This is a genomic window from Prauserella endophytica, from assembly GCF_005146945.1.
Lineage (GTDB): Bacteria > Actinomycetota > Actinomycetes > Mycobacteriales > Pseudonocardiaceae > Prauserella_A > Prauserella_A endophytica.
This window is the reverse complement of sequence record NZ_SWMS01000019.1, coordinates 65,402-87,888: the sequence shown is the minus strand read 5'-3', so window position 1 is coordinate 87,888 and position 22,487 is coordinate 65,402. Positions and strand designations below refer to the sequence as shown.

Annotated in this window: 23 protein-coding genes; 19 read left to right on the top strand and 4 right to left on the bottom strand. The window is 71.5% G+C overall.

Going from position 1 to position 22,487, the window contains the following annotated elements; all coding sequences use genetic code 11:
* Positions 1-4: 4 nt before the first annotated feature.
* Genes FCN18_RS28090 through FCN18_RS28080 form a run of 3 tightly spaced genes read left to right on the top strand, consistent with a single transcriptional unit; the run spans position 5 to position 2,670 of the window.
* Positions 5-1,147, top strand: coding sequence for a glycosyltransferase family 4 protein (locus FCN18_RS28090; RefSeq protein WP_112274611.1), 1,143 nt, complete (start codon positions 5-7; stop codon positions 1,145-1,147).
* Entirely contained in the window at positions 1,144-2,133 is a 990-nt protein-coding gene (locus tag FCN18_RS28085; protein WP_137096511.1) for an NUDIX hydrolase, read from the top strand. Before FCN18_RS28090 ends, FCN18_RS28085 begins: the two co-directional genes overlap by 4 nt.
* Positions 2,134-2,160: 27 nt before the next feature.
* Entirely contained in the window at positions 2,161-2,670 is a 510-nt protein-coding gene (locus FCN18_RS28080) for an XdhC family protein (protein WP_112274608.1), read from the top strand.
* Positions 2,671-2,773: 103 nt separating this feature from the next.
* Here FCN18_RS28080 and FCN18_RS28075 read toward each other — a convergent pair whose 3' ends face one another.
* Entirely contained in the window at positions 2,774-4,891 is a 2,118-nt protein-coding gene (locus FCN18_RS28075; protein ID WP_112274606.1) for an elongation factor G-like protein EF-G2, read from the bottom strand.
* A 195-nt stretch (positions 4,892-5,086) separates the two neighbouring features.
* Between FCN18_RS28075 and pdxS the strand changes: the two genes are divergently transcribed.
* Positions 5,087-6,001 (top strand): pyridoxal 5'-phosphate synthase lyase subunit PdxS, encoded by a 915-nt coding sequence (pdxS, locus tag FCN18_RS28070; RefSeq protein ID WP_112274604.1) that lies wholly within the window; start codon positions 5,087-5,089, stop codon positions 5,999-6,001.
* Positions 6,002-6,097: 96 nt separating this feature from the next.
* On the opposite strand, the gene FCN18_RS28065 is transcribed toward pdxS, so the two are convergent.
* Positions 6,098-6,754: a TetR/AcrR family transcriptional regulator gene (locus FCN18_RS28065; RefSeq protein WP_112274602.1), complete on the bottom strand. Its 657-nt coding sequence runs from the start codon at positions 6,752-6,754 to the stop codon at positions 6,098-6,100.
* A gap of 59 nt (positions 6,755-6,813) precedes the next feature.
* On the opposite strand from FCN18_RS28065, the gene FCN18_RS28060 reads away from it, so the two are divergent.
* Positions 6,814-8,337, top strand: coding sequence for an MFS transporter (locus FCN18_RS28060; protein WP_137096510.1), 1,524 nt, complete (start codon positions 6,814-6,816; stop codon positions 8,335-8,337).
* A gap of 1 nt (position 8,338) precedes the next feature.
* Here FCN18_RS28060 and FCN18_RS28055 read toward each other — a convergent pair whose 3' ends face one another.
* Positions 8,339-8,905 carry a helix-turn-helix domain-containing protein gene (locus tag FCN18_RS28055; protein ID WP_112274598.1) on the bottom strand — a complete coding sequence of 189 codons (567 nt, stop codon included), beginning with the start codon at positions 8,903-8,905 and terminating at the stop codon, positions 8,339-8,341.
* 69 nt (positions 8,906-8,974) lie between these two features.
* Between FCN18_RS28055 and FCN18_RS28050 the strand changes: the two genes are divergently transcribed.
* Genes FCN18_RS28050 through FCN18_RS28040 form a run of 4 tightly spaced genes read left to right on the top strand, consistent with a single transcriptional unit; the run spans position 8,975 to position 11,446 of the window.
* The gene (locus FCN18_RS28050; RefSeq protein ID WP_206077996.1) at positions 8,975-9,682 is read left to right on the top strand and encodes an AzlC family ABC transporter permease; all 708 of its coding nucleotides are present in this window, start codon (positions 8,975-8,977) and stop codon (positions 9,680-9,682) included.
* Positions 9,682-10,002 carry an AzlD domain-containing protein gene (locus tag FCN18_RS39860; protein ID WP_369973618.1) on the top strand — a complete coding sequence of 107 codons (321 nt, stop codon included), beginning with the start codon at positions 9,682-9,684 and terminating at the stop codon, positions 10,000-10,002. The genes FCN18_RS28050 and FCN18_RS39860 overlap by 1 nt, the downstream gene beginning before the upstream one ends.
* A gap of 60 nt (positions 10,003-10,062) precedes the next feature.
* Positions 10,063-10,683 carry a pyridoxal 5'-phosphate synthase glutaminase subunit PdxT gene (gene pdxT / locus FCN18_RS28045; protein WP_112274596.1) on the top strand — a complete coding sequence of 207 codons (621 nt, stop codon included), beginning with the start codon at positions 10,063-10,065 and terminating at the stop codon, positions 10,681-10,683.
* Positions 10,684-10,696: 13 nt separating this feature from the next.
* Positions 10,697-11,446 (top strand): YebC/PmpR family DNA-binding transcriptional regulator, encoded by a 750-nt coding sequence (locus tag FCN18_RS28040; RefSeq protein WP_112274594.1) that lies wholly within the window; start codon positions 10,697-10,699, stop codon positions 11,444-11,446.
* A 6-nt stretch (positions 11,447-11,452) separates the two neighbouring features.
* On the opposite strand, the gene FCN18_RS39250 is transcribed toward FCN18_RS28040, so the two are convergent.
* Positions 11,453-11,626, bottom strand: a complete 174-nt coding sequence (locus tag FCN18_RS39250) for a hypothetical protein (protein WP_158303188.1) — start codon at positions 11,624-11,626, stop codon at positions 11,453-11,455.
* A 147-nt stretch (positions 11,627-11,773) separates the two neighbouring features.
* On the opposite strand from FCN18_RS39250, the gene FCN18_RS28035 reads away from it, so the two are divergent.
* The 10 genes from FCN18_RS28035 (at position 11,774) to FCN18_RS27990 (ending at position 22,466) form a co-directional block, all read left to right on the top strand.
* Positions 11,774-12,298 (top strand): DUF4262 domain-containing protein, encoded by a 525-nt coding sequence (locus FCN18_RS28035; RefSeq protein ID WP_112274592.1) that lies wholly within the window; start codon positions 11,774-11,776, stop codon positions 12,296-12,298.
* A 147-nt stretch (positions 12,299-12,445) separates the two neighbouring features.
* Positions 12,446-13,354, top strand: a complete 909-nt coding sequence (locus FCN18_RS28030; protein ID WP_113643660.1) for an endonuclease/exonuclease/phosphatase family protein — start codon at positions 12,446-12,448, stop codon at positions 13,352-13,354.
* 82 nt (positions 13,355-13,436) lie between these two features.
* The gene (gene ruvC, locus FCN18_RS28025; protein WP_113643659.1) at positions 13,437-14,036 is read left to right on the top strand and encodes a crossover junction endodeoxyribonuclease RuvC; all 600 of its coding nucleotides are present in this window, start codon (positions 13,437-13,439) and stop codon (positions 14,034-14,036) included.
* Complete coding sequence (gene ruvA, locus FCN18_RS28020) at positions 14,033-14,632, top strand: Holliday junction branch migration protein RuvA (protein WP_112274586.1); 600 nt, start codon at positions 14,033-14,035, stop codon at positions 14,630-14,632. Before ruvC ends, ruvA begins: the two co-directional genes overlap by 4 nt.
* Positions 14,633-14,656: 24 nt before the next feature.
* Complete coding sequence (gene ruvB, locus FCN18_RS28015) at positions 14,657-15,712, top strand: Holliday junction branch migration DNA helicase RuvB (protein ID WP_228714161.1); 1,056 nt, start codon at positions 14,657-14,659, stop codon at positions 15,710-15,712.
* 124 nt (positions 15,713-15,836) lie between these two features.
* Positions 15,837-16,241 (top strand): preprotein translocase subunit YajC, encoded by a 405-nt coding sequence (gene yajC, locus FCN18_RS28010; RefSeq protein WP_137096508.1) that lies wholly within the window; start codon positions 15,837-15,839, stop codon positions 16,239-16,241.
* A gap of 173 nt (positions 16,242-16,414) precedes the next feature.
* Positions 16,415-18,109, top strand: coding sequence for a protein translocase subunit SecD (gene secD, locus FCN18_RS28005; RefSeq protein ID WP_112274582.1), 1,695 nt, complete (start codon positions 16,415-16,417; stop codon positions 18,107-18,109).
* Entirely contained in the window at positions 18,081-19,331 is a 1,251-nt protein-coding gene (secF, locus tag FCN18_RS28000; RefSeq protein ID WP_137096507.1) for a protein translocase subunit SecF, read from the top strand. The genes secD and secF overlap by 29 nt, the downstream gene beginning before the upstream one ends.
* Entirely contained in the window at positions 19,328-19,846 is a 519-nt protein-coding gene (locus FCN18_RS27995; RefSeq protein ID WP_137096506.1) for an adenine phosphoribosyltransferase, read from the top strand. Before secF ends, FCN18_RS27995 begins: the two co-directional genes overlap by 4 nt.
* Before the next feature lie 244 nt (positions 19,847-20,090).
* Positions 20,091-22,466 carry a RelA/SpoT family protein gene (locus FCN18_RS27990; RefSeq protein ID WP_113643696.1) on the top strand — a complete coding sequence of 792 codons (2,376 nt, stop codon included), beginning with the start codon at positions 20,091-20,093 and terminating at the stop codon, positions 22,464-22,466.
* Positions 22,467-22,487: the final 21 nt, after the last annotated feature.

Below are 22,487 nucleotides of genomic sequence, written 5' to 3'. Positions count from 1 at the left end.
GCCCATGAAGGTCGGCATCGTCTGTCCGTACTCGTTCGACGTTCCCGGCGGCGTCCAGGGACACGTCGTGGACCTCGCCAAGGCGCTGATCGCGCGCGGGCACACGGTCTCGGTGCTCGCCCCCGCCGACGAGGACTCCGAAGTGCCGCCGTTCGTGCACCCGGCGGGTCGTGCGCTCGGCATTCCGTACAACGGCTCGGTGGCACGGCTGCAGTTCGGGCCGGTGTCGTACGCGCGGGTACGGCGGTGGATCCGCGAGAACGACTTCGACGTGCTGCACCTGCACGAGCCCGCGGCGCCGAGCCTGTCGCTGCTGGCGCTCAAGGTCGCCGACGGGCCGATCGTGGCGACGTTCCACACGTCGACCCCGCGCTCGCGCACCCTTTCGGCGTTCCAGCCGGTGCTGCGCCCGCTGCTGGAGAAGGTCACGGCGCGCATCGCGGTCTCCGCGCTCGCCCGGCGGGTCCAGGTCGAGCACTCCGGCGGCGACGCCGTGGAGATCCCCAACGGTGTCGACGTGGGGTTCTTCGCCGACGCCGAGCCGCTGGAGGGCTACCCGCGCGCGGGCGGCACCATCGGATTCGTCGGCCGCTACACCGAACCGCGCAAGGGCATGGCGGTGTTGCTCGGCGCGCTCCGGCTGCTCGTGCCCGAGCTGCCGGGGCTGCGCCTGCTCGTGGTCGGCAGGGGCGACGCCGACACGCTGCGCCGCGAGGCGGGCCCCGAGCTCGCCCGGCGGATCGACGTGCTGGGACAGGTCGACGACGCCACCAAGGCGCGGGCTCTGCGAAGCGTCGACGTCTACTGCGCGCCCAACACCGGCGGCGAGAGCTTCGGCATGATCCTCACCGAGGCGATGGCAGCGGGAACCCCCGTGGTGGCCAGCGATCTCGACTCGTTCCGCCGGGTCCTCGACGACGGCCGCGCCGGGCTGCTCACGCCCACCGGTGATCCGGCCGGGCTCGCCGCCGCGTTGCGCGAGGTGCTCGCCGACGCCCAGCGGCGGGCCCGGCTCTCGGCGGCGGCCACCGAGCGCGTCGCGATGTTCGACTGGCAGACGGTGGTGAAGCAGGTGCTGCGGGTCTACGAGGCCGCGATCGCCGCCGACCCGCGCAAGGTCAGCACCGATCAGGAAGTGACCAGGTGAACACCCTCGTCGTGCTGCTCGCCGTGCTGGCCGTGCTCGTCGTGGCCGGTGGCCTGTTCCTCGTGGCGACCGCGAACCGGCTCGACCGGCTGCACGTGCGCATGGACGCGGGCTGGGCGGCGCTGGACGCCGCGCTCGCCCGCAGGGCCGTGGTCGCGAGGACCGTCGCGGCGAGCGTGCTGCCCGCCGGGCAGGCCGGGGTGCTGCGCGCGACCGCGGAGGGCGCCGAGTCGGCCCCGCGCCCGGAACGGGAGCTGGCCGAGAACGAGCTGACCCGGCAGCTGGCCGAGGTGGACCGTGGCCTGCTGCCCGCGCCGCTGGCCGACGAGCTGAGCGACGCCGAGCACCGCGTCGTGATCGCGCGCCGGGTCTACAACGACGCCGTGCGCGACACGCTCGCCCTGCGGCGGCGGCGGAAGGTGCGCTACTTCAAGCTCGCGGGGAAGGCGAAGCAGCCGGAGTACTTCGAGATCGCCGAGCCGGAACTGGACACGGCCGCGGCGCCGTCGACGCCCCGCACGTCGGCCAGGGTCGTGCTCGTCGACGGCCGGCGCCGCGTGCTGCTGTTCAACGGCCGCGATCCCGGAGAGGAGGGCTCGTCGTTCTGGTTCACCGTCGGCGGCGGGATCGAGGACGGCGAGGACCTGCGATCCGCGGCGGTCCGCGAGCTGAAGGAGGAGACCGGGCTCGACACGCCCGCCGAGCGGCTCGTGGGGCCCGTGTGGCGGCGGCGCGTCGAGTTCAGCTTCGCCGGGCGCCGCTACGACGGCACGGAGTGGTTCTTCCTCGCGGAGCTGGACGGCGACGTCGCCGTGGACACCTCCGGGTTCAACGAGGTCGAGGTGGCCACCATCGACGAGCACCGGTGGTGGAGCGCCGAGGAGCTGCGGGAGACCGCTGAGGTCGTCTACCCGGAGCAGCTCGGTGAGCTGCTGCCGTCGCTGCTGGACGCGGGCTGGGACGGGCGGCTGCGCTCGGTTCGCTGAGCGCGCGGGTGTGCCAGACTGGCCGGTATGGCGCAGACTCCGGAGTCCGATCCAGCCTGCGACGTCGCGCACGGCACGGCTGAGGGCGGTGCGGCCGAGCGGACGCTGGTGGCGGTGTTCGCCTCGCCCGTCGCCGCTTACCTGCTGCGCTACGGGCACGACCTCGGCTTCTCCACGGTGCTCGTGGAGCCGGACCCGGAGCGGGCGCGGACGGCCGGAGCCGTCACGTCGGTGCCGGAGCTCGACGAGACCGCCGACATCGTCGTCACCGACCACCACCGCGAGGAGCTCGGCGAGGTGCTGCGCGACGCGCTGGCGCAGCCGGCCAGGTGGATCGGCGTGCTCGGCAACCCTCGGCACGAGGGCCCGCACGTGGCCGCGCTCGAAGCGCTCGGCGTCCCGGCGGCCGACATCGCGCGCGTGCACCGCCCCGTCGGCCTCAACATCGGCTCCCGCACACCGGCGGAGATCGCGATCGCGACCCTGGCCGGCCTGCTCGCCGATCGCAACGGCCGCCCCGGCGGCTTCGAGTTCTGAGCGCCCTGGGCCCCAAGGGCACTGTGGTTCGCGCACACCAACTGCCCCCAAGGCCACCTTTGGTGCGTTCAACGCACCAAAGGTGGCCTTGGGGACCGGTGGGTCAGCGGGTGGCGAGGCTCTCGGGCATGGGGTCGTAGCGGACGTGGCGGCGGGTGAAGCTCGCCGTTCCCGAGGTCATCGACCGCAGGTCGATGGCGTAGCGCAGCAGCTCCGTGGCCGGCACCTCGGCGCGGATCACGCTCCGGCCGTCGCCAGCCGACTCGGTGCCGAGCACCCGGCCCCGCCGCGACGACAGGTCGCCGAGAACGGTTCCCAGGTGGTCGTCGGGGAGCTGGACGAGCACCTCGTCGAGCGGTTCGAGCAGCACCACGCTCGTCTTCGCCGCCGCGTCCTTCAGCGCGAGCGCGCCCGCCGTCTGGAACGCCGCGTCGGAGGAGTCCACGCTGTGCGCCTTGCCGTCGAAGAGCGTCACCCGCACGTCCACGACGGGGTGGTCGTCGACGAGCCCCTTGCGCAGCTGCGCCCGCACGCCCTTCTCCACGCTCGGGATGAACTGGTGCGGCACGGCCCCGCCGACCACCTTGTCGACGAACTCGAATCCCGCCCCGCGCGGCAGCGGCTCGACCTCGATGTCGCACACCGCGTACTGGCCGTGCCCTCCGGACTGCTTGACGTGCCTGCCGTGGCCGCTCGCCTTGCCGGCGAACGTGGAGCGCAGGCTGATCCGCACCGGCTCGGTCTCCACCTCGGCGCCGCCCGCGCGCAGGCGCGACAGCACCACGTCGGCGTGCGCCTCGCCCATGCACCACAGCACCAGCTGGTTGGTCTCCGGGTTGCGTTCCATGCGCAGGGTCGGGTCACCGGCCACGAGTCGCGACAGGTTGCGGGCCAGCGCGTCCTCGTCGCTGCGGGTCTTGGCCACGACGGCGACCGGCAGCAGCGGCTCCGGCATCGTCCACGGCCGCATCAGCAGCGGGTCGTCCGGATAGGACACCGTATCGCCGGTCTCCGCCGAGCCGATCTTGGTGAGGGCGCACAGATCGCCCGCCACGCAGTACGGAACCTCCCGGAGGTGAGCGCCCAGTGGCGAGTAGAGGTGCGCCACACGCTCGTCGGCGTCGTGGTCGGCGTGCCCACGCTCGGCGAGGCCGTGGCCGGACACGTGCACCGGCCGTTCCGGCCGCAGCGTCCCGGAGAACACGCGCACGAGCGAGACCCTGCCGACGTAGGAGTCCACCGCCGTCCGCACGACCTCGGCGGCGAGCGGGCCGCTCGGGTCGGGGGAGAGGCGGGGGTGCGGCACCCCGTCGGGAGAGGTCACGTCGGGCAGGTCGTGCTCGAGCGGTGACGGGAACGCGCGGGCGATGCCGTCGAGCACCTCGGCCAGGCCGACGCCGGTCTCGGAGCACACGGGGATGACCGGGTGGAACGAGCCGCGCGCGACCGCGGTCTCGAGATCGGCGACAAGCGTGTCCTCGGCGATCGGCTCACCCGCGAGGTAGCGGTCCATGAGGGTCTCGTCCTCGCTCTCGGCGATGATCCCCTCGATCAGCTCGTTGCGGGCGTCGGTGAGCCGCTCCAGGTCGGCGGGGTCCGGCTCGCCGATGGCGGGCGGGTAGCCGTTCGAGTAGTCGAAGAACCGCTGGGTGATGAGGCCGATCAAGCCCTGCTTGCCGCCGCCCGCGGGCAGGTACAGCGGAAGGACGCCGGAGCCGAAGGCGTCCTGGCACGCCGCGATCTCGGCCTCGACGTCTGCTCGCGCGTGGTCGAGCCGGGAGACGATCACGGCACGCGGCATGCCCACCTGGGCGCATTCCTCCCAGAGCGCCACGGTCGCCGGGTCGACACCCTCGCCCGCGCTCACGACGAAAAGGGCCGCGTCGGCGGCGCGCAGCCCCGCGCGCAGTTCGCCGACGAAGTCCGCGTAGCCGGGGGTGTCGATGAGGTTGATCTTGATGTCGCCGTAGACCACCGGGGCGACCGAGAGGCCCACCGAGCGCTGCTGTCGCACGGCGGCGGGGTCGTGGTCGCAGACCGTGGTGCCCTCCACGACGGATCCGGCGCGGTTCACCGTCCCGGATGCGACGAGCAGGGCCTCGGTGAGGGTGGTCTTGCCGGAGCCGGAGGGTCCGACCAGCACCACGTTGCGTACCTTGCCGGGATCGTCTACAGCGACCGCGGCCCCAGCGTCACCGTTCTTCGTTTGCTTCTCGGCCATCGCGGGTCTCCTTGCGCCGACGTCGGTGTCGAGGTGTGCCCTCGATCACACACCCGTTGCGGACGCCCGGCAAGGCCATGCGGCGACCGGGGGAAAGTGGCCTGCCGAGATAGCCGCCTACTGGCACCTTTCAGCGGTCCACGTCGAACGTACGCTGGAGCCGTAACCCCCTTTGTGTCCTGAAAGGCTCCCTCAGTGTCTGACGCCCAGTCCACCAGCTCCGCCCTGCCCGAGACCGGCACCGCGCGCGTGAAGCGCGGCATGGCCGAGATGCTCAAGGGCGGTGTGATCATGGATGTCGTCACCCCCGAGCAGGCGAAGATCGCCGAGGACGCCGGCGCCGTCGCGGTGATGGCGCTGGAGCGCGTGCCCGCCGACATCCGCGCCCAGGGCGGCGTCGCCAGGATGAGCGACCCCGACCTGATCGACGGCATCATCTCCGCCGTCTCCATTCCCGTGATGGCCAAGGCGCGCATCGGCCACTTCGTCGAGGCGCAGGTGCTGCAGTCCCTCGGCGTCGACTACGTCGACGAGTCCGAGGTGCTCACCCCCGCGGACTACGCCAACCACATCGACAAGTGGGCGTTCACGGTGCCGTTCGTCTGCGGTGCGACCAACCTCGGCGAGGCGCTGCGCCGGATCAACGAGGGCGCGGCGATGATCCGGTCCAAGGGCGAGGCGGGCACGGGCGACGTCTCCAACGCCACCACGCACATGCGCAAGATCCGCGCGGAGCTGCGCAAGCTCACCGCGCTGCCGGAGGACGAGCTCTACGTCGCGGCCAAGGAGCTGCAGGCGCCGTACGAGCTGGTCAAGGAGGTCGCGGCCACCGGCAAGCTGCCGGTCGTGCTGTTCACCGCCGGTGGCATCGCCACCCCGGCCGACGCCGCGATGATGATGCAGTTGGGCGCCGAGGGCGTCTTCGTCGGCTCCGGCATCTTCAAGTCCGGCGACCCGGCCAAGCGGGCCGAGGCGATCGTGAAGGCGACGACGTTCCACGACGACCCGGACGTGCTCGCGAAGGTCTCGCGCGGCCTCGGCGAGGCCATGGTCGGCATCAACGTCGACGACGTGCCCGAGCCGCACCGGCTCGCCGAGCGCGGCTGGTAACCCCCTCGCTCCCGGGCGCGACTGCAGTGAAGGCCACCTTGCCTGCGTTCAACGCAGGCAAGGTGGCCTTCACTGCTAGGCGGGGTAGGTGGGTCACTAAGGGTGGAGCTGGTGGATCTCCGGCTCGCCCTGCAGCTGCCTGCTGTGCTCGACCAGGCGGGGGTAGTCGGTCGCGATGCCCTGCAGCAGGGTCTCCACCGCTCGCTCGATCTCGGCGTCGCTCGTGGCAGCGTGCCCGAACAGGGCTCGGTAGTGCACGAGTGAGCCGAGCAGGTCGAGGGTCAGGCCGAGGTCGAGGTCGGCGCGCAGGTCGCCACGGGCGATCGCGCGGGTGAGCGTCTGCTCCACCGCCGCACGGGGCGGGGCGAACAGCATGGTCATGAAGTCGCCCCGCAGGCCAGGGTCCGCCGTGCAGTCGGCCAGCAGCGGGCCGAGCACGCCGGGTGGCATGCGGTCGAAGGCGGCGACGAACACGCTGATGCACTCCGCGAGGTCGCACAGGGTGCAATCGCTGTCCGGGACCGCGACCTCGCCGAGCCGCCGCGCGAGCGCCGCCAGGACGAGGTGCTGGCGGGTCGGCCAGCGCCGGTAGATCGCGGGCTTCGTGGTGCCGGCCCTGCGTGCGACCTCCTCCAGCGTGAAGCGCGTGTAGCCGGAGGCGTCGAGGACGGCGAGGGTCGTGTCGAGCACGGCGGCGTCGATCTGCGAGTTCCGCGGCCGCCCCGCCCGCGCCGGTTCGCGAGGGGATTGCATGGCACACATCCTACCCGATACATTACGAGCCGTATCGTAATGAAAAGGGGGTCACAGTCATGACCACGGACATCACGGCGCCGCGAAGAGCGGGCCGTCGCGAATGGGCAGGTCTCGCCGTGCTCGGCCTGCCCACGCTGTTGCTCTCGATCGACAACTCGGTGCTGTTCCTCGCGCTGCCGCAGCTGAGTGCCCACCTCGGGCCGTCGCCGAACCAGGAGCTGTGGATCATGGACAGCTACGGGTTCCTCATCGCCGGGCTCCTGGTCACCATGGGCGGGCTCGGGGACCGCATCGGCAGGCGCAGGCTGCTGCTCATCGGCGCCGCCGCGTTCGGGGCCGCGTCGGTGGTGGCCGCCTACTCGGTCAGTGCGGAGATGCTCATCGCGGCCAGGGTGTTGCTCGGCATCGCGGCGGCCACGCTCATGCCGACGTCGCTCGGACTGATCACCATGATGTTCCCGGCCGGAAAACAGCGCGGGCTCGCGATCGGCGTGTTCATCAGCTGTTTCATGGGCGGCGCCGCGCTCGGTCCCGTGGTCGGCGGCGTCCTGCTGGAGGCGTTCTGGTGGGGCTCGGTGTTCCTCATCGGCGTGCCGGTGATGCTCCTGCTGCTGGTGGCGGGACCGCTGGTGCTGCCGGCTCACCGCGGCAGCGGGTCGGGCGGGCTCGACCTGCCGAGCGTGGCCCTGTCGCTGGCCGCCGTGCTGCCCGTCGTCTACGGGCTCAAGGAGCTCGCCGGCGACGGTCCGTCGTGGCGCGCGCTGCTCGCCGTTATCGTCGGCGTCACGGCCGGGGTCGCGTTCGTCCGCAGGCAGCGCGGGCTCGCCGACCCGCTGCTGGACCTCCGGCTGTTCGGGAACAGGGCGTTCAGCATCGCGCTGGGGATCCTGCTCTGCGGGATGATCATGCAGGGCGGTGTGTACCTGGTCGTCGGCCAGTACCTGCAGCTGGTCGAGGGGCTCTCGCCGCTGGAGGCCGGGCTGTGGTTGGTCACGCCCGCCGTCGCGATCGTCGCGGGTTCACTGCTGGCTCCGGTGCTGGCTCGCCGGTTCAGCCCGTCGGCCGTGATCGGTACCGGGATGGTGATCTCGGCGGCGGGCTGGCTCGTGCTGGCCACGGCGGGCTCCGGAACGGGGCTGACGCTGCTCGTCGTCGGCCTGGTCGTCGGGTTCCTCGGTTGCTCGCCCATCGGCGCGCTCGGCACGGAGCTGGTCGTCGGCTCTGCCCCGCCGGAGCGGGCGGGCTCGGCGTCGTCGGTGTCGGAGACCAGCGGGGAGCTGGGCATCGCCCTGGGGATCGCGACGCTGGGCAGCCTGCTGGGGATCGTCTACCGGGGGCAGGTCGCCGGGGCGCTCCCGGCCGGGCTGCCCTCGGAGGCCGTCGAGGCCGCCGAGGGAACACTGGCCGGGGCCGTCACCGCGGCGCGGGAGCTGCCGCCAGGGCAAGCCGCCGACGTGCTCGACGTGGCGCGGACGGCGTTCACCTCGGGTCTCGGCGCCGTGGCCGTGGCCGCAGCGGTGCTCTCGGCCTGCCTCGCCGTGCTCGCGGTGACGATGCTGCGCGGCCTGAGGCAGGCGTGACTCAGATGTGTTCGGAGACGAGCACGGCGGCCGTGTCGGGTTCGAGCGCCTCGAACACGTGCGGCAGGTCGCCGGGGTAGCTGATGTAGTCGCCGGGGCCGAGCTCGACGGGTTCCTCCAGCAGCCCGACGAGCGCGCGGCCCCGGCTCAGGACCACGTGCTCGACCACGCCGGGCATGTGCGGGTCGGACTCCCTCGGTTTGCCCGGCTGGGCGACGATCTGGAACACGTCGCGGCGGGCGTTGGGCGGGCACGCGCTGAGCATCGTCGCCACGTAGTCGGCGCGCTCGGCCTGGAACGTCGGGCCCTCGCCCGCCCGGATCAGCTGCACCTTCGGCCGGGTCGGTTCCACCAGCTGCGCGAACGGCACGTCTAGCGCCACGCTCAGCGCCCACAGTGTCTCGACGCTCGGGTTGCCGGTGCCCGCCTCGAGCTGGGAGAGCGTCGACTTGGCGATGCCCGCCCTGCGCGCGACCTCGGCCAGCGACAGCCCGGTGCGGCGGCGCTCGCGTTGCAGTGACGCCGCGATCACCGCGAGTGGTGCTCCGTTCTCCCTGCTCTCCGACATGTCGTTCGCTCCATGAGTCGAGTCGTTCGCCTTGACGAACGGCAGTGGTCTCGTTCAGTATAGAAGGCGATGCGTTCGATATGGCGAACCCTGGACCGCGGACTCGCGCGCGACATCGCGCTGGTCTGCCTCGCCGACGCGGTCGTCGGTGTCTCCTTCGGTGCGATCACGGTGAGCTCCGGCCTGCCGCTGTGGCTGCCGATGCTGCTGTCGCTCGTCGTCTTCGCGGGCGCGGCGCAGTTCATGTTCGTCGGGCTCGTCGCCTCAGGCGGCAACCCGATCGCGGCCGTGGTCGCCGGGCTGTTGGTCAACGCCAGGCACCTGCCGTTCGGCTTCGCGGTCGGCGACGTGCTCGGCGACCGCTGGGCCAGGCGGATCGTCGGCAGCCACCTGATGATCGACGAGACCGTGGCCTTCGCGCTGGCGCAGCGCGACGCCGAGCGCCGCAGGGCCGCGTACTGGGCGTGCGGTGTCGGGCTGTTCGTCTGCTGGAACGTCGGCGTGGTGCTCGGAGCGTTCGGCGGCACGGTGGTCGCCGACACCGACGCCTTCGGTCTCGACGCCGCGTTCCCCGCCGTACTGCTCGCGCTCGTGCTGCCCTCCCTCAGGGACCAGGCGACCCGCAGGGCCGCGCTGGCCGGAGTGGTGATCGCGCTGGCGACGGCGCCGTTCCTGCCCGCGGGTGTGCCGGTGCTGCTCGCGCTCGCCGGGGTGCTCGTGAGCTTCGTCGGCAAGCAGGCCGAGCCCGCCGAGAAGGCGAAGGAGGCGGCGTCGTGATCTCCGCGGCCACGCTCATCGTCGCCGCCGTCGTGCTGGGGGCGGGGACCTTCGCGTTCCGCTTCGCCGGGCCGGTGCTCAGGGCCAGGGTCGAGCTGTCCCCTCGCGTCGAGAAGCTCATGGCCGTCGCCGCGGTGACCCTCCTCGCCGCGCTGGTCGCGACGGCGGCGCTGCTCGACGGCCACGAGTTCGTCGGCTTCGCCCGGCCTGCCGGGGTCGCGGTCGGCGGGCTGCTGGCGTGGCGCAAAGCGCCGTTCGTGGTGGTGGTGCTCGCCGCGGCCGCCACGGCCGCGATCCTACGGCTGCTCGGGGTGCCCTGACGGGAAGCCAGCCTCCGCACAGTAGGCTTGACCAGGGAGTTCCTGGAAAGGTGCTGTTGCGTGACGACGAAGCGACCGGTGATCGGAGTGCTCGCCCTGCAGGGCGACGTGCGCGAGCACGCCGCGATGCTGGAGCGGGCGGGAGCAACCGCGCTGCCCGTGCGCAGGCCGCGCGAGCTCGCCGAGGTCGACGGCCTGGTGCTGCCCGGCGGCGAGTCCACCACCATGTCGCGCCTGCTGGACACGTTCGAGCTGCTGGAGCCGCTGCGCGGCAGGCTGGCCGACGGCATGCCCGCGTTCGGTTCGTGCGCCGGCATGATCCTGCTGGCGAGGCAGGCACTCGACGGCCGCGAGGACCAGCACCAGCTCGACGCGCTCGACATCGTCGTACGGCGCAACGCGTTCGGCCGCCAGGTGGACTCGTTCGAGGGCGACCTCGACTTCACCGGTGTCGAGGGCGGCTCGCTGCACGCCGTCTTCATCCGCGCCCCGTGGGTCGAGAAGACCGGCGACGGGGTCGAGGTGCTCGCCAGGATCCCGCACACCAGGGACGCCGGGGCGGCTGCGGATAGGATCGTCGCGGTCCGCCAGGGGACGGTGCTCGCCACCGCGTTCCACCCGGAGCTGACGGGGGACGAGCGCGTGCACCGGCTGTTCGTGGGCATCGTGCAGGAGAAGTGATTTTGGAGGAGAGATGAGCGGCCACTCCAAGTGGGCCACCACCAAGCACAAGAAGGCCGCCCTCGACGCCAAGCGTGGCAAGCTGTTCGCGAGACTGATCAAGAACATCGAGGTCGCCGCGCGGACCGGCGGGGGCGACCCGGACGGCAACCCGACGCTGTACGACGCCATCCAGAAGGCGAAGAAGAACTCCGTCCCCCAGGACAACATCGAGCGCGCGCGCAAGCGCGGCGCCGGTGAGGAGGCCGGTGGCGCCGACTGGCAGAACATCACGTACGAGGGCTACGGCCCCAACGGCGTCGCGGTGCTGATCGAGTGCCTCACCGACAACAAGAACCGCGCAGCCTCCGAGGTGCGCACCGCGCTGACCCGCAACGGCGGCTCGCTCGCCGACCCGGGTTCGGTCGCGTACCTGTTCAACCGCAAGGGCGTCGTGCTCATGCCCAAGGGCGAGCTCTCCGAGGACGACGTGCTCATGGCCGTGCTCGACGCGGGCGCGGAGGAGGTCAACGACCTCGGCGAGAGCTTCGAGATCGTCTCCGAGGCGAGTGACCTCGTCGGCGTGCGGTCCGCGCTGCAGGAGGCCGGGTACGACTACGAGTCGGCGGAGGCCAACTTCCTGCCATCGGTCAACGTGCCGCTGGACGCCGAGGGCGCCAAGAAGGTCTTCCGGCTCATCGACGCGCTCGAGGACTGCGACGACGTGCAGAACGTCTACGCGAACTTCGACGTTTCCGACGAGGTGATGGCCGAGGTCGGCTGACGCGCGTCAGCGCGGGCAAGAGGAGCAGCCGCCGGAGAACACCGTGTAGGCGAGCAGACGCTGCTCCGTCGAGGTGAGCCGCTCTCCGGTCATGAGCTTGAGCTCGGCGGCAAGGATCTGGTCCTGCAGGTCCTCGTCGCCGCCCTGTGGCGGCGGGGACTTCAGCGTGGGGTCGGTCATGGGGACTTCCGGGTTTCGGGTGCGGATCGGCCGATGGTAGGCGCCGTCGGCCGCCGGAGCCTAGGAATTGGGTCACGTCCGGCGGTCCGGGATTCCCGCCCGGGTCTCCGTTGACCCCTTGGGGGTTTCGCGAGGACGTGGGGCACAATGGCCGCCGTGACGCCCGAAACCGTTGCCGACGACAACGCCCAGGAACTGCGTGAGTGGATCGTCGCGCAAGCGGAGAAACGCGGCAACGCCGTGATCACCGTGGCCGCGGACGGAAATGGGGCGGGCTACGCCTTCACCGTGTGCGCGTGGGCGATGCACGAGGTGCCGGAGGCGGTGGTCGTCGGGTTGCCCGCGGAGTTCGCGTCCGTGCTTCTCGACGCCTACGTCGACCGCGCGGCCGCGGGTGAGAAGTTCGAGTTCGGCAAGCTGTACAACGATTTCTTCGAGGGCGTGCCGGTGACCTTCGAGCAGGTCGCGCCGGGGCACTACCCCGAGTTCTTCGGCAGCGCGTTCCTCGTCTACCCCGACGGCGACTTCCCCGCCGTGCAGATCATCGTGCCGACGCCCGCGGGTCACTGGCCGTGGCAGGAAAGCGCGCCGGAGGGGTTCGCCGCGTGGCAGCCCGTGCTGACGATGACCGGCAGGCCGGAGAGCTGGACGCCGGGCGTCGACGGACCGTGACCGTCCACATCGGATAGTCAAGGGCTGGAGTTCGGCCCCCGTTCTCCTCGTGCTCGCCTGCGCGCCGGGTGCCGCTCATGATCAGCCACGAAAGTCCTCCCGGGCACCGTGCCCGCAGGTGAGGAGGATGTCGTGGAACAGAGCGGAATGTCGAGACGTGGTGCGCTCGGGCTGGCCGGCGTGGTGGGCGCGGCGGGCCTCGTTTTCGCCTCGGGGACGGCGAACGCGGCCGGCCAGGGCAAGGCCGTGATCGGGGAGGCCAAGGGCGCGGACCTGCACGTGATGTCGTTCAACATCCGGCTGGACACCAACGCCGCGCCCGGCACGCCGGACTCGTGGACCGACCGGCGCCCGGTGCTGGCGCGCTTCCTCGACGTGGAACGACCGACCGTGCTCGGCGTCCAGGAGGCGCTGTACCACCAGGTGAAGCAGGTGAGTGCCGATCTTCCCGGGCACTACGACTGGATCGGGCTCGGCCGCGAGGGCGGCGGCCGCGGCGAGTTCATGGCGATCTACTACGACGCCCGCAGGCTCGAACCGCTCGACCTGGACCACTTCTGGCTCTCCGACACGCCGAACGTGATCGGCTCGAAGTCGTGGGGCAACAACGTGATCAGGATGGTCACGTGGGTGCGCTTCGCCGATCGCCGAACCGGCACCGAGTTCGTCCACGTCAACACACACTTCGACCACCAGTCCGAGCCCTCGCGCCAGCGCAGCGCCGCCCTCGTGCGCGACCGGATCGCCGGTTTCGACCCCGCGCTGCCCGTGGTGCTCACCGGTGACTTCAACACCCCGGCGCCCGGCTCCGAGTCGTACCGTCTCCTCGTCACCGACGGCGGGCTCACCGACACGTGGCTGGCGGGCAGGCAGCTGACGCCGGAGTGGGGCACGTTCCCGAACTACCGGGACCCGGTGCTCGGCGCGAACCGCATCGACTGGGTGCTCGCCAACTCCCGCGTCGACGTGCTCGCCGCCGCGATCAACACGTTCCGCCTCCGGGGCCGGTACCCGTCCGACCACACGCCCGTGCAGGCGCTCGTGCGCTGCTCCTGACCCGGCGCGCCTCGTCCTCCCCTCGCCGCGCAGCGGGTAGCCTTCGTGCTCGAACTGGTGTTCGTGGCGAGAGGGAGGCCCGTTGCGCGTGCTCGGTGTCGACCCCGGGCTGACCCGATGCGGGCTCGGTGTCGTGGACGGCGGCCTCGGCCGCACGGTCACCTGTGTGGCCGTCGATGTCGTGCGCACGCCGCCCGACGCCGACCTCGCTGGCAGGCTGCTCCAGGTCTCCGACGCCGTCGAGGAGTGGCTCGACACCTACCGGCCCGAGGCCGTCGCCGTCGAGCGGGTGTTCAGCCAGCACAACGTGCGGACGGTGATGGGCACCGCGCAGGCGGGCGGGGTCGTTGCGCTCAGCGCGGCGCGCAGGGGCCTTCCGGTCGTCTTCCACACGCCCAGTGAGGTCAAGGCGGCCGTCACCGGCTCGGGCCGGGCCGACAAGGCGCAGGTCACCGGCATGGTGACCCGGCTGCTCAAGCTCGCGCAGGCGCCGAGCCCCGCCGACGCCGCCGACGCGCTCGCGCTCGCCATCTGCCACCTGTGGCGGGAGCCGATGCGGGCGCGGCTGGCCGAGGCGGAGGCGCGGGCGGCGCAGCTCGCCAGGACCCATCGCGCGCGGCTGGCCGCCGCGGCGAAGCAGAAGCCCGGTCAGGGCGGGAACACGCTGGGAGCGAAGCGATGATCTCCTCGGTGCGCGGCGAGGTGCTCTCCGTCGGGCTCGACCACGCGGTGGTGGAGGTGGGCGGGGTCGGCCTCGCCGTGCAGGCCACGCCCTCGACGCTCGCGACCCTGCGCAGGGGCGAGGAGACGCGGCTGTTCACCTCGCTCGTGGTGCGGGAGGACTCGCTGACCCTCTTCGGGTTCGCCGACGCCGAGGCGCGCGAGCTGTTCGGCCTGCTCCAGACCGTCTCGGGCATCGGCCCCCGGCTCGCGCTCGCCGCGCTGGCGGTGCTCGACCCCGACAAGCTTCGCAGCGCGCTGGCCGAGGGCAACATCACCGTGCTCACGCAGGTTCCGGGCATCGGACGCAAGGGCGCCGAACGGCTCACCCTGGAGCTGCGGGACAAGGTGCTCGCCGCGGAGCCCTCCGGTGCGGCCGCGGGCGGCGGCACGGCGGCGAGCGCCGTGCGCACCGAGGTCGTGGAGGCGCTCGTGGGGCTGGGCTTTGCCGCCAAGCAGGCCGAGCAGGCGGTGGACAAGGTCGTCGCGGCCGACGCGGGGGCCGACACCTCCAGCGTGCTGCGGGCCGCGCTCACCACCCTCGGCCGGAAGCGCTGACCCGGCACCATGGACGATGGTTACATGACCGACTTCGAGCCCGACGAAGCGGCGCTGTCGGCGTTGCCGCAGACCGGCGAGCGCGAGGTCGAGACGGCGCTGCGGCCCCGCAAGCTCGCCGACTTCGTGGGCCAGCCGCGCGTGCGCGAGCAGCTCAGCCTGGTGCTGGAAAGCGCCCGCAGGCGGGGCGTCCCGCCCGACCACGTGCTGCTCTCGGGCCCGCCGGGGCTCGGCAAGACGAGCATGGCGATGATCATCGCGGCCGAGCTCGACGCGTCGATCCGCATCACGTCGGGCCCGGCGCTGGAGCGCGCGGGCGACCTCGCGGCGATGCTCTCCAACCTCGCCGAGGGCGACGTGCTGTTCATCGACGAGATCCACCGCATCGCGCGGCCCGCCGAGGAGATGCTCTACCTCGCGATGGAGGACTTCCGCGTGGACGTGGTGGTCGGCAAGGGGCCGGGCGCCACGAGCATCCCGCTGGAGATCGCGCCGTTCACGCTGGTCGGCGCCACGACGCGATCCGGGGCGCTGACGGGTCCGCTGCGCGACCGGTTCGGGTTCACCGGCCAGATGGAGTTCTACTCGCCGGAGGAGCTGGAGCAGGTGGTGCAGCGCTCGGCCGACCTGCTCGGCATCTCCGTCGACCCACACGGCCGTGCCGAGATCGCCCGGCGGTCGCGCGGCACCCCGCGGATCGCCAACCGGCTGCTGCGCCGGGTCCGGGACTACGCGGAGGTGCGGGCCGACGGCACCGGCACGCTCGAGGTGGTCAGGGCGGCGCTGGAGGTCTACGACGTCGACGAGCTCGGGCTCGACCGGCTCGACCGTGCCGTGCTCGCCGCCCTCGTGCGGTCCTTCGGCGGCGGCCCGGTCGGGGTGTCGACCCTCGCGGTGGCCGTGGGGGAGGAGCCGTCGACGGTCGAAGAGGTGTGTGAGCCCTATCTCGTGCGCGCGGGTATGCTCGCGCGCACCCCGCGTGGTCGCGTCGCTACCGCGGCGGCGTGGGAGCACCTCGGGCTGCAGGCTCCGGCCGAGGTCGCCGGGGTTGACGCGGCAGCGCCGACCCTGTTCGACTGAGAATGCACGAGGTGTGCGTGCTGGGCGGTGCTGGCATTCCCGGCGGTACCTGGCACACTCGACAGGGCACATTCAGACAAACTCGGACGTTTCGCTTCCGGCGGCGTCCTCCGAATGGAGAACCATGGAAGGCCTTTTCCTGCCGCTGCTGCTGATGCTCGTCGTCGCGATTCCCCTGATCATGGGTACGCGCAAGCAGAAGCGGATGATGGCGCAGCAGCAGGAGCTGCAGAACAGCCTGGCCCCCGGTGACCGCGTGATGACCACCTCCGGTCTGTACGCGACCGTGGCCGACACCAGCGACGAGACCACGATCGACCTCGAGATCGCCGACGGCGTGGTGACCACCTGGTTGCGGCAGGCAGTGCGGGAGAAGATCAACCCGGTCGTCGACGACGAGTCGGCCTCCGACGAGGAGGGCGACACGTCGGTCGTTGAGGAATCCACGGTCGCCGAGGCCGACGAGAAGGAGACCGAGGCCGCCAAGGGCCCGCAGGTCGCCCCGCCGCTCGAGCACGGCAAGAAGTAGCGGTCCACCCCGTCCGCGCCGGCGCGCCACGCTCCGGCGTGGGGCGAACACGGCGTTCACGCAGCACCGAGTACTGTCTCGGTGCTGCGTGTGTTCGCTGTCTCACGAAGGCGGCGGGCGTGTGCGGTGCGACCCGTTAGCCGCTGTACCCAGTTCGAGGAGACCGACCGACCGTGGCACCACCGGCCGGGCAGATCCGCCCGGGACGCTACCTGAGCTTTTTCGTCCTGATCGTCGTCGCGCTGTACGCGCTGGTGTTCCTCACCGGTGACCGGCAGCCGACGCCGAAGCTGGGCATCGACCTGCAGGGCGGAACACGGGTCACCCTGACCGCGCGCACCCCGGACGGCTCCGAGCCGTCGCGGGAGCAGCTGGAGCAGGCGCGGCAGATCATCGAGACCCGCGTGAACGGGATCGGTGTGAGCGGTGCCGAGGTGCTCCTCGACGGCAACAACGTCGTCATCACCGTGCCCGGCGACGAGGGCGAGCAGGCCAAGACCCTCGGCCGGACGGCGAAGCTGGGCTTCCGCCAGGTCATCTACGCGGAGCCGGCCGGTGCCGCCCCGCAGCAGCAGCCCGGCACCGGGCAGGCTCCCGAGTCCTCGGCGCCGCCGACGGGCGAGCCGTCCCAGCCGCCCGCCGACGGCGGCGGCAGCGCGCCGCAGGCGGCGCAGCAGCAGGACGACGACCAGACTCCGGAGGAGAAGGCCGCCGCCGAGATCCAGGAGGCGAGGCAGGCCAGGCAGAACCAGGCGCTGTTGCCCGCCAACCCGAACGACCAGGCCGCGGTCGCCGCCGCGCAACAGCTCCAGGCGCAGACACTCGCGCAGCTGCAGTGCAGGCCCGGTTCGGCCGACCCCCTCGTCGGCAACGACGACCCGAGGCTGCCGCTCGCCACGTGCAACGAGGACGGCACGGAGAAGTACGTGCTGGGTCCGGTGTTCCTGGAGGGCACCGAGATCGAGGACGCCACGTCCGGCTACAACCAGCAGCGCGGTGGCTGGGTCGTGAACCTGACCTTCAAGAGCGGTGGCGCCGACACCTGGGCCGACTTCACCTCCGCCAACGTCAACCAGCGCGCCGCGTTCGTGCTCGACACCAAGGTCGTGTCGGCGCCGAACATCACCGAGGCGATTCCCAACGGCCAGACGGAGATCAACGGCCAGTTCACGCAGCAGGAGGCCAAGAACCTGGCCGACGTGCTGAAGTACGGCTCGCTGCCGCTGTCGTTCTCGTCCTCGGACGCGACGACCGTGTCGGCGACGCTGGGCCTCGCCTCGCTGGAGGCAGGGTTGATCGCGGGAGCGATCGGTATCGCGCTGGTGTTCATCTACTGCCTGCTCTACTACCGCATACTCGGTGTGCTGACCGTGCTGTCGCTGGTGCTGTCGGCCACGATCGTCTACGCGGTGCTGGTGCTGCTCGGCCGCTGGGTCGGGTTCACCCTGGACCTCGCCGGCGTCGCCGGGTTCATCATCGCGATCGGTGTCACGGCCGACTCCTTCGTCGTCTACTTCGAACGGCTCAAGGACGAGATGCGCGAGGGCAGGACGTTCCGCTCCGCGGTGCCGAGAGGATGGTTGCGGGCAAGGCGCACGATCCTCGCCTCCGACGCGATCATGTTCCTGGCCGCGGGCGTGCTCTACGTGCTGGCGGTCGGCGAGGTGAAGGGCTTCGCCTTCACCCTGGGCATGTCGACGGTGCTGGACCTGATCGTCGTCTTCCTCGTGACCCATCCGCTCGTGGCGCTCATCGCCAAGTCGAAGAGGCTGTCGAGCCCGAAGCTCTCGGGACTGGGTGCCGTGCAGAAACTCGGGGCCAAACGCAGGTCCACCAGCCATGTCGGCGCGACCGCGAAGGAGGCGTGACGTGGCCGAGAAGGACCGCAAGGAGTCCGTGTTCACCCGCCTCTACACGGGGACCGGCGCGTTCGACATCGTCGGGCACCGCAAGCGGTGGTTCATCGCCTTCGGGATCCTGATGCTGGTGTGCATCGGCTCGATGGGCATCAAGGGCTTCAACCTCGGCATCGAGTTCGAGGGTGGCACCCAGATCCAGCTGCCGGCCCAGGGCGCGCACGGCCCCATCGACCCCGACGAGGCGAAGCAGGTCTTCTCGGGCGCGATCGGCCAGAACGCCTCCGAGGCGCAGCAGGTCGGTGTCGGCGAGGCGGCCACCATCCAGCTGCGGTCCAGCACGCTCGACGCCAACGAGGTCGCCCAGGTCAAGCAGGCACTGTTCAGCGAGCTGCAGCCGCTGGACTCCAGCGGGCAGCCGAGCCGGACCGTGATCAGCGACAGCGCGGTCAGCGCGTCGTGGGGCGGGGAGATCTCACAGCAGGCGTTGATCGCGCTCGGCGTGTTCATCGTGCTGGTGACGATCTTCCTGATCCTCTACTTCGAGAAGTGGATGGCGGTGGCCGCGCTCGTCGCCCTCGTCCACGACATCGTGGTCACCGCGGGCGTCTACTCGCTGGTGGGCTTCGAGGTGACGCCCGCGACCGTGATCGGTCTGCTGACGATCCTCGGCTTCTCGCTGTACGACACGGTGGTGGTGTTCGACAAGGTCAAGGAGAACACGCGCGGTCTGCTGAACCTCACCAGGCGCACGTACCCCGAGGCCGCCAACCTCGCGCTGAACCAGACGCTGATGCGCTCGATCAACACCTCGATCATCGCGCTGCTGCCGGTGCTCGGCCTGCTGCTCGTCGGCTACGTCCTGCTGGGCGCCGGCACGCTGCAGGACCTCGCGCTCGTGCAGCTGACCGGCATGCTCGCCGGCGTGCTGTCGTCCGTGCTGCTGGCGACACCGCTGCTGGTGTTCCTCAAGATGCGGGACCCGAAGTACCAGCAGCAGGCCGAGCGCGTCCACGCCCGCAGGGCGAACCAGGCCCGCAAGGCGACCGAGCGCGAGCCGGACGAGGACTTCGACCCCGCCGACGACGAGGCACTGGCCACCGAGCTGCGCCGCGAGGAGGCGTACGCGGCGGCGGCCAGCGTCCCGGCGAGGCATCCCAAGGCGGCGCAGAAGCGCCAGCAGCAGCGTTCGGGCAGGCCCACCGGTAAGCCGACGGGCAAGCGCAGGCGATGAAGCTCGACGAGGCACTGGATCTCGTCGCGGAGGTGCCTGACTTCCCCGAGCCGGGGGTGCTTTTCCGTGACCTGACCCCGCTGTTCGGCAGCGCGGCCGGGTTCGCCGCGGTGGTCGACGCGCTCGGCGAGGTCATCGGCGACCGAGTGGACCGGCTGGCCGCGGTGGAGGCACGGGGCTTCGTGCTGGCCGCCGCGGTCGGCTACGCGCGCGGGCTCAGCGTGGCGCTGGTGCGCAAGCCGGGCAAGCTGCCGTCCGTGGCGGGCCGGGTCGACTACGCGCTGGAGTACGGCACGGCCACCCTGGAGCTGCCCGCCGGGTCCGTGGCCGGGGACGAGCGGGTGGCCGTCGTCGACGACGTGCTCGCCACCGGCGGCACAGCCGCCGCCACGGCGGAGCTGATCAGGGGCGCGGGGGCCGAGCCGACCGGCGTCGCCGTGGTGCTGGAGCTGGCGGCCCTCGGCGGCAGGGCGAGGCTGGCGGGCCTGCCGGTGCACGCGCTGCGGACGCTCTAGGAGTGTGCTGAACAACCCCGCCCGTAGCGAGCGGCGATATCCAGACGGCGGCCGCGCAAGGCGGAGGGAAGCCCTCGTACCGGGTCGTACTCGGGCTTTTCCGACAACGCGGCGAGGCACCGTCTGGGCGTCGCGCAGTAGGGCAGCGGTGGTTCAGCGCGCTCCTAGCCGGGGAGGGCACGGACCGGCGTCGCCGCGGGTTACGCTAGGTGTCTAACAACCGCGCGATGAGCTGGAGGTGCGGGTGGGCCAAGAGCTCGATTCCGTCGTGGCAGCCCATTCGGACGGTGACGCGCGCGAGTCGCAACCGGCACAGGCGGCACCGTCCGCGCAGCCCGCGCGTCCTGTCCCGAACGGCGGCGCCACCAGGGCGCCCTCGGCCACCCGGCGGGTGAGGGCCAGGCTTGCGCGGCGCATCACCGCCCAGCGTGCCGCGTCCGTGAAGCAGGTGCTCGAGCCGCTCGCCGCGATCCACCGCGAGCTCCACCCGAACGCCGACCTGACCCTGCTCCAGCGCGCCTACGACGTGGCCGAGGAGTTGCACCGCGAGCAGCGCCGCAAGTCCGGCGACCCCTACATCACCCACCCGCTCGCGGTGGCCACGATCCTCGCCGAGCTGGGCATGGACACGACGACGCTGGTGGCGGCCCTGCTGCACGACACCGTCGAGGACACCGGCTACTCCCTGGACCAGCTGGGTGCCGACTTCGGCGAGAAGGTCGCCCAGCTCGTCGACGGCGTCACCAAGCTCGACAAGGTCAAGCTCGGCCACGCCGCCGAGGCCGAGACCATCCGCAAGATGGTGATCGCCATGGCGCGCGACCCACGCGTGCTGGTGATCAAGCTGGCCGACCGGCTGCACAACATGCGCACGATGCGCTTCCTGCCGCCGGAGAAGCAGGCCCGCAAGGCCAAGGAGACCCTGGAGGTGCTGGCCCCGCTGGCCCACCGGCTCGGTATGGCAACGGTGAAGTGGGAACTGGAGGACCTCGCGTTCGCGATCCTGCAGCCCAAGAAGTACGACGAGATCGTGCGCCTGGTCGCCGACCGCGCGCCGTCCCGCGACACATACCTGCGCTGGGTGATCGGGGAGCTGACCAAGCAGCTGGACTCCTCACGCATCACAGCCAAGGTCGAGGGCAGGCCGAAGCACTACTACTCGATCCACCAGAAGATGATCGTCCGCGGCCGCGACCTCGACGACATCCACGACCTGGTGGGCGTGCGCATCCTCGTCGAGGACGTGCGTGACTGCTACGCCGCGATGGGCGTGGTGCACGCTCTGTGGCAGCCGATGCCGGGCCGGTTCAAGGACTACATCGCCCAGCCCCGGTTCGGTGTCTACCAGTCGCTGCACACCACGGTGATCGGGCCGGACGGCAAGCCGCTGGAAGTGCAGATCCGCACGCACGAGATGCACCGCACCGCCGAGTACGGCATCGCCGCGCACTGGCGGTACAAGGAGACCAGGGGCACACACAGTGGCAACGCCGTCGACATCGACGAGATGGCGTGGATGCGGCAGCTCCTCGACTGGCAGCGGGAGGCGGCCGACCCCGGCGAGTTCCTCGAGTCGCTGCGCTACGACCTCGCGACGCGCGAGATCTTCGTGTTCACGCCCAAGGGCGACGTGATCACCCTGCCCGTCGGGTCGACACCGGTGGACTTCGCCTACGCCGTGCACACCGAGGTCGGGCACCGCTGCATCGGCGCCCGAGTCAACGGCAGACTCGTCGCGCTCGAGCGCAAGCTGGAGAACGGCGAGGTCGTCGAGATCTTCACGTCCAAGGCCGAGGGCGCGGGCCCGAGCCGGGACTGGCTGTCGTTCGCCGGGTCGCCGAAGGCGCGGGCGAAGATCCGCCAGTGGTTCGCCAAGGAGCGCCGCGACGAGGCGATCGAGGCCGGCAAGGACGCCATCACCAAGGAGGTCCGCAAGGTCGGGCTGCCGATCCAGCGCCTGGTGTCGGCCGACTCGATGGGCGCGGTCGCCAAGGAGCTGCGGCACGGCGACATCAGCTCGCTCTACGCCGCGGTCGGCGAGGGGCACACGAGCGCCAAGCACGTGGTGCAGCGCCTCGTCGCGCTGATCGGCGGCGTGGAGGAGGCCGAGGAGGAGCTCGCCGAGCGGGCCACTCCGTCCACGGTCACCCGCAGGCGCGGGGCCGGCGACGTCGGCGTGATCGTCAAGGGCGAGAGCGACATCTGGGCCAAGCTCGCGCGCTGCTGCACCCCGGTGCCCGGCGACGAGATCCTCGGCTTCGTCACGCGTGGCGGCGGGGTCAGCGTGCACCGCACCGACTGCACCAACGCCGACGACCTGCGCCAGCAGCCGGAGCGTCTGGTCGAGGTCGAGTGGGCGCCGTCGGAGTCCTCGGTGTTCCTCGTGGCGATCCAGGTGGAGGCGCTCGACCGGCACCGCCTGCTCTCCGACGTCACCAAGGTGCTCGCCGACGAGCGCGTGAACATCCTTTCGGCGTCGGTCACCACCTCGCGCGACCGCGTGGCCGTCAGCCGGTTCACCTTCGAGATGGGCGACCCGAAGCACCTCGGTCATGTGCTCAAGGTCGTGCGCAACGTCGAGGGTGTGTACGACGTGTACCGGGTCACGTCCGCCTCCTGACCCGCGCGCGGGCTCCTAGGG